This window comes from Desulfovibrio sp. 1188_IL3213, from assembly GCF_036763145.1.
In the GTDB taxonomy this organism is placed as follows: Bacteria; Desulfobacterota; Desulfovibrionia; order Desulfovibrionales; family Desulfovibrionaceae; genus Desulfovibrio.
In genome coordinates, this window is the sequence record NZ_JBAIYR010000116.1 from 1 (window position 1) to 5,902 (window position 5,902).

Below are 5,902 nucleotides of genomic sequence, written 5' to 3' on the forward strand. Positions count from 1 at the left end.
CACGTACGGTTGCAACTGGATTTGCGCTCCCTTGACGCGCAGGGCGGCGAACGGGCCGTGGGAAAAAGCAGATATGCCGCAGCCGTAAAGGCTGAATCGCAGGCGCGCGGGCAGATGGAGATGTCCAAGACCGCATACGAAGAGACCAGCCGCATGCGCGCTGCCCTGGAGCAGGAGCTGGGCCGCATCCGACAGGAAATGCTGCGCTACAAGCAGATGGCCTCGCAACAACGCTATGCGCCGTTGCCTTCGGGCAACGCCCGCAAGGGGCAGGAGATTTCGCCGGTGGACGCCAGCCTGTATGCGCCTGTTGACGGGCGCGTGCTGCGCATTACCGGCGTTGCGGGGCAGATGGCGCGAAGCGGCGAAGCCCTTGTGCTGCTTTTGCCGGAAGGGGCGTCCGTATCGGAAAATTACTGGCTGCTGGCCTATTTTGCGCAAGATAGGGCCGAGGCTATCCTGCCGGGCCAACCCTGCCGCATTGAACTGGAAGATGGTCAGACCCTGCGTGGGACGGTGGTGGAGGTGTTTGCGCCACAGGCATTTTCCGGCGGCGGACAGGAAAAACAGGGCGGCAAGGGCGTTCAAAGCGGCCAGAATCAGAAAAACGGGGCATCTGCGGCACTGTATACTCCGGTGCGCATCAGTGTGGAGCCGGGCGACAAAGCCCTGCCCCCGCCCGGAACACAGGCCCGATGTGTGGTATTTACGCGTGATTTATTGGGGGTTTATGGCCTTTAAAGCGCACCCGTTGCGCGACCGCGCTGGCGTGAGCGCCGCAAGAACAAGACACACTCACAGAAACAGAGAAGCCCGGCCTTTTGCCACGTACGTGTAGCCGTTATGCACACGTCCATTGCAAAAGGCCGGGCTTTGCGGTTTTTGCCCACGCGGCTGCTGAAAGGCAGCGTCTAGAGCATTTAACACTTGAAATGCTCGCTTACGGCAGGCAAAAGCCTGCCTTCTCGCATTTCGTGGCAAGGATTTTCAAGAAAATCCTTGCGGAGCAGTTAACTCATTTCATTCGCTAACTGCTCTATCCCTGCGTACCAAGCTGCTCCAGATGCCGGCGGGCAAAATCAAGGCCGGGATCCAGCTCCAGAGCTGCCGCCAGATGCCGGCGGGCTTCTTCATGTTTGCCCATAAACTTTTCGCACAGACCCAGATTGGCAAGATCCATGGCCGAGCCTTTATCCACGCGCAATACAGCGGCAAAGGCGGCCGCCGCTGCCTCGTAATCGCCGGTTTTAAAGCGTGCCACGCCAAGCAGGTTGCCGTATTCCTTCATCTCAGGACACAGCCTCACTGCTTCGGCCAAAGCCGGTATGGATTCTGCCCAACGCCCTTCAAGGGTCTCGGTATACCCCAGGTAAAAGGCTGCCAGGGCCTGGGCATCCGCATCCGGCTGCAAGGGCAGGGCCTGGGCGAAAAAGGCGCGGGCGCTGTCCCGATCTTCGGCCCGCAAGGCCAGCATGCCGTGGAAGAAGGGCAGAAAGTGCGCGCCGGGATAGCATTCTTCAAGTACGCGCAGCCCCTCGGCCGCGGTGGGGGCGTTGGCTTCTTCCACCAGCTTGCGGCCGACAAAAAGCCCCAGGCTCTGGTTGCGGTCGCGCTCCCTGAAGGCCATGCCGGGTATGATATTGTAATGGGCCGGAATGCCCAGACGCGGATGCGTGGTTTCCACCGCATACATGGTCAACGGGCGGATGCCGTCAAGGGCAGCAAGCAGTTCCTGCCTGATGTCATTGTCCTCCACCGTGGGCAGGCTTTCCAGGCTGACGGGGGGGCCGTCAAGCAGCCATGCGGCCTCTTCAAGCGTGTTGAACTTGGGCAGGCCGGACGCCTCGTAGCAGGCATTGGTGCAAAAGTCTCCGGCAAGCTGGGCCACCTCGGTTACCGCGCGAATGGCGGCCTTGGCCGGGGATGCCGCAGTGCCTGCTGTGAACACGATTTCGGAACTCTGGCCGAGGGTGGCCGGGTCCCAGGCAATGGCGGCCACCGTGGGCAGGGGCATGCCGAGGGAGAAATCCTTGAGCACCAGACGGACGCCTTCGCGCGCAAAGGCATCTATCAACTGACGGAGCACCGGATCCTTGCAGTTGGCGGTCTCAATGGTGGGCGTGGCGAGATGCCCGCGATCGACAAGGCAGCACACATGGCGCTCTATCAGTTCGCTCAGCCCCTGAAGAAGCGACTCTTCAGGGCTGTTGCCCGCAGAGGTTCCGTTGAATTCGCCCAGCAGCTTGAACCAGTCCAGCGGCAGCCACACCGTGGCTTCGTCGGGCAGGCGCGTGGCGGGGTAAAAATTCCAGCTTATAAGGTCCAGCACGCGGCGGGCCTTGTTTTCATCAAGGTCTTCACTGACGGAGCGCAGCATTTCAGCAAGCGGAATCAGGGCGCTGCCGAAGCGCTCTTCGGCTTCGCTCCACGTGGCCCGTTCCATATGGGGCCGTGCCTGCCAAAAATTGAAGAACGCATAGCGTTCCATAAGTTCCATAAGGGCAGACGCTTCGGCCTGCTCGGGAGACGAGCCTTTGCCCATCTGCTTGCGCGTGGGCATTATACGCCGGGCGTCAGCCCCGCATATGCTGAGAAAAACCGGAATGCCCAGTCGGCCCACATCCACTCTTTTGGTGTCGGCCAGGATGTCCAGGTCGGCCACGGTCAGCCGCTGGCGCACCCGGGCGATGGTTTGCGGCGGGCTCATGGTTTTGTCCAGGTCGCGGGTATAGCCCTTGGGGCAGGGGGCCAGATGTATGCGGGGCAGATGTGTGTTCATGGGCGCTCCAAAATCAGGATGCTGTATATGCGGCGTTGCTCTTCGCCGTTGTCGTCGCTGGCTTTGACGCCGACGCGGCCCTCGATGACCTTGAATGTTTTTGCCGCCAGCTTGGCAAAATGCGGTTTGGCGCGGGCCATGTCTGTGCAGAACAGGGCCTTGCCGCCGGGGGCCAGGTGACGGTCCACAAATTTCACCAGAGGTCTGTGCAGATCGTCAAGGTAAAGGATTTCCGAGGCGGCCATAAGGTCAAATCCCCCGGCAAAGCGCGGATCGCGCCCCGGAGTTGTCACATCAACACGGGCGACCTCGATGATGTCCTGAAGATTATTGCGCAGCACGTTGGCCCTGGCAAATCGCAGGGCCTCATCCACCACGTCGCTGGCCACCACACGGCTGAAGCCGTAGCGGGCGGCCACAAGGCTGAGCACCCCGCAGCCCGCGCCCAGCTCCAGCAGGCTCTTGCCCTGCGGATCATACTTGCGCAGCAGGCGGCCAAGCACGAAAGAGCCGGGCCAGACCTTGGCCCACAGGGGCAGGTCTTTGAGCGGATCACGGATGGCACGCTTTTGCAGCAGCTTGTCGAGATGCGACTGCATGTTATTGATGGATAAAATATGCAGGGGGTTTTCATCAACCTGCAACGGCTCGAAATCCACATCAAAATCGGCGCGGATCACGGCGAGAATATTGTCGAGTTCTTCCGTGCTTGTCGGCATGTATTTTCCTTAAAAAACGAAGATTAGAGCAGGGCAATACTGAAAATGTCCATCTGCTCCGCGCGGATTTCTGTAAAATCCGTGTCATGAGCTGCGCACCGCATGTGCGGTTGGCCGGGCATTCATCCTGGGGCCTGCCCATGTTGAAAACGGGCGGCCAGGCCATGCTTGCAGGGCAAACGTGCTTCGTCCGTGACAACGAAAAATGTTACGGACCGAAGACAGCAAAGATATTTCGCCGTCACGCAGGCATTTCAACGTGAGCATGCTCTGTTGGCGGAGTGCAAATTATCTTTTTACTAAGAATCTTCGTGCATGGCAATGTGCAATCTGCCGTGAAGGCGCGCGCCGGGCCAGGTGCGGCATTCAGCCCGCACAAAGAGGGAAAACGCTGCGGCCCTGCCGTTTGTACCGCCCTCGACCACAGGAAAAAAATCTGGCATGCTGGCCTGACTTTTCGGTCTGTTACAGCAAAAGAGACGCAATTATGAAGAAGATTTTTCAGCTTGAGATTATTGTGGGTGAAGACGCCTATGATCAGGCCCTTGGCCTGTTGACTTTGGAAGTGCCTTTCGGGTGGGAAGAAGAAAGCCTGCCCACCGGCGAAAGCCGTTTTCGTGTACACTGTGAAAACGCCGATTTTATCCAAAACCTGCGCAGCGCTTTTGAGGCACGCCTGCCCGGGGCCACGTGCACGGTGCAAAGTCTGGAAGCACAGGACTGGGTGGCCGCGTGGAAGCAGTTTTTTACTCCTGTACCCTGCGGACGGCGCTTTGTTGTACTGCCTCCCTGGCTGGCGGACAGTGAGGATTTTTCCGACCGCGTCAAGGTGCTTATTGAGCCTAAAAGCGCCTTCGGGACAGGTCATCACGCCACCACCGCCCTGTGCCTCATGGTGCTGAGCGACCTCCTGGACGCGGGTCGGGTATCCCCCGGCGAAACGTTTCTTGACCTCGGCACAGGGTCCGGGGTGCTCGGCATTGCCTGCTGCAAAAGCGGCTTGCGGGGCGAAGGGCTGGACATTGATTCCCTTGCTGTGGACAACGCTCTGGAAAACCGCGCTCTCAATCAGGTAGAAGAATTTGCTGTGAGGCAGGGCAGCATAGATGCCGTACCGGGTAAAACCTATGATCTTGTGCTGGCGAACATTCTGGCCCGGCCTCTCATTGAGCTTGCTCCGCTTATTGTGCAGGCGTGCAAGCCCGGTGCGTGCCTTGTGCTTTCAGGGCTGCTGGAAATCCAGGCCGACAGCGTGGAGGCTGCCTATACTGCCCAGTGTCTGCCCAAACCCCGGCGCGTGTTGGACGGCGAGTGGTGCGCGTTGGTGTGGGACTAGGCTGTGGCGGGCGGCGCATCTGTCTTGCCTGTTGAGGGCATGCTTGCCGCTCCGGAAAACAGTTTGGGCGTTGTGGCGGCGGGCCAGCCGGTGATCTGGCTGCCGCCGGACAGCGCCTTTTTTTGGACATGGGGACTGCTGCTGGCCCTGGGAGTGGCTGTTCAGCTTCTTGGGCTGTTGCTGCGTCGCAGGCTTTTCCTGTGTGCCGGATCATGTCTTGTGTGCGCTGCGGCCCTGCTGGACCGCGATCCCACCCTGTTTGTGGGGCAGCTTCTGCTGCTTGCGGGCCTTTTCTGGCTGTGCGCCCCTTCTGGTGAAGCCCGGCCGGGCTGCCTGCCGAAAACGCCGGAGCCGGTAACGGAAAAAAAGTCCCAAAAGTAAGCCTTTTCTCATGACCTGTGCTGGCGGCGGGGCATGGCGAAAATTCGTGCGCCGCTGCAAGCGGCCCCCTGCTCCCGCTTATCCATGCCGCTTTTTTGCTGCTTCCGCATGGCACGGCGCAGGGATACTGTAGCCGGGGCCTATCTGGTAGTTTTCGTTGCCGCAGTTCGTGCGCCTGCTACTTGCGCCTGCATGTTGTGCGGGCAGCAGGCAGCATCACAGGGAAGATTTTTCTCCCCAGCCCGGAATAGGCGGCGGGCTGTAGTTTTCCAGATCTTTCAGGCTGCGGCCGGGCCGTACGGGGCGTCCATGCCGGCCCCGCATCACAGGGCCACAGGTTTGCGGCGTAAGCTCCTCCGGGATGGCGTCGGGATCCGGGCGCAGAACATCCTCAGCTCTGGACAGAAAGGGCAGGGGGTCCACAAGTTTGCCTGCCGCATCACGCAGGCCAAAATGCAGATGCGCCCCGGTGGTGCGTCCCGTGCAGCCCACGAGACCAATTTTTTCGCCCTTTTCCACCTTCTGCCCCTTGCGCGCCAGTGTTTTTTCAAGGTGGGCGTAACGGGCGGTCATGCCGTCATCCTGCCGGATATCCACAACAATGCCTGAAGCCCCGTCTTCGCCCGAACGGAGGACCTCGCCGCCCTTGTAGGCCACAACGGGCCAGCCCAGGCGGGCGCGCAGGTC

General features: G+C 60.3%; 6 protein-coding genes. 3 read left to right on the forward strand and 3 right to left on the reverse strand.

The window, feature by feature from the left end:
• A partial coding sequence (locus V6C16_RS06620; RefSeq protein WP_333542922.1) for an HlyD family efflux transporter periplasmic adaptor subunit occupies positions 1-741 on the forward strand: 741 nt, incomplete at its 5' end.
• Positions 742-1,036: 295 nt separating this feature from the next.
• Here V6C16_RS06620 and V6C16_RS06625 read toward each other — a convergent pair.
• Entirely contained in the window at positions 1,037-2,779 is a 1,743-nt protein-coding gene (locus tag V6C16_RS06625) for a YcaO-like family protein (RefSeq protein ID WP_333542923.1), read from the reverse strand.
• Positions 2,776-3,498, reverse strand: a complete 723-nt coding sequence (locus V6C16_RS06630; protein ID WP_333536921.1) for a class I SAM-dependent methyltransferase — start codon at positions 3,496-3,498, stop codon at positions 2,776-2,778. The genes V6C16_RS06625 and V6C16_RS06630 overlap by 4 nt, the downstream gene beginning before the upstream one ends.
• A 487-nt stretch (positions 3,499-3,985) precedes the next feature.
• Here V6C16_RS06630 and V6C16_RS06635 point away from each other — a divergent pair, with 487 nt between their 5' ends.
• Positions 3,986-4,834 (forward strand): 50S ribosomal protein L11 methyltransferase, encoded by an 849-nt coding sequence (locus V6C16_RS06635; RefSeq protein ID WP_333536920.1) that lies wholly within the window; start codon positions 3,986-3,988, stop codon positions 4,832-4,834.
• A gap of 3 nt (positions 4,835-4,837) precedes the next feature.
• The gene (locus V6C16_RS06640) at positions 4,838-5,215 is read left to right on the forward strand and encodes a hypothetical protein (protein WP_333542924.1); all 378 of its coding nucleotides are present in this window, start codon (positions 4,838-4,840) and stop codon (positions 5,213-5,215) included.
• Positions 5,216-5,431: 216 nt separating this feature from the next.
• Here V6C16_RS06640 and V6C16_RS06645 read toward each other — a convergent pair.
• The coding region (locus tag V6C16_RS06645; RefSeq protein ID WP_333542925.1) for a M23 family metallopeptidase at positions 5,432-5,902 on the reverse strand (471 nt) is incomplete at its 5' end.

Excerpts from the sequence above, each read along its gene's own strand:
- V6C16_RS06625 (WP_333542923.1), bottom strand. The coding sequence starts at position 2,779 with ATGAACACACATCTGCCCCGCATACATCTGGCCCCCTGCCCCAAGGGC.
- V6C16_RS06630 (WP_333536921.1), bottom strand. The coding sequence starts at position 3,498 with ATGCCGACAAGCACGGAAGAACTCGACAATATTCTCGCCGTGATCCGC.
- V6C16_RS06635 (WP_333536920.1), top strand. The coding sequence starts at position 3,986 with ATGAAGAAGATTTTTCAGCTTGAGATTATTGTGGGTGAAGACGCCTAT.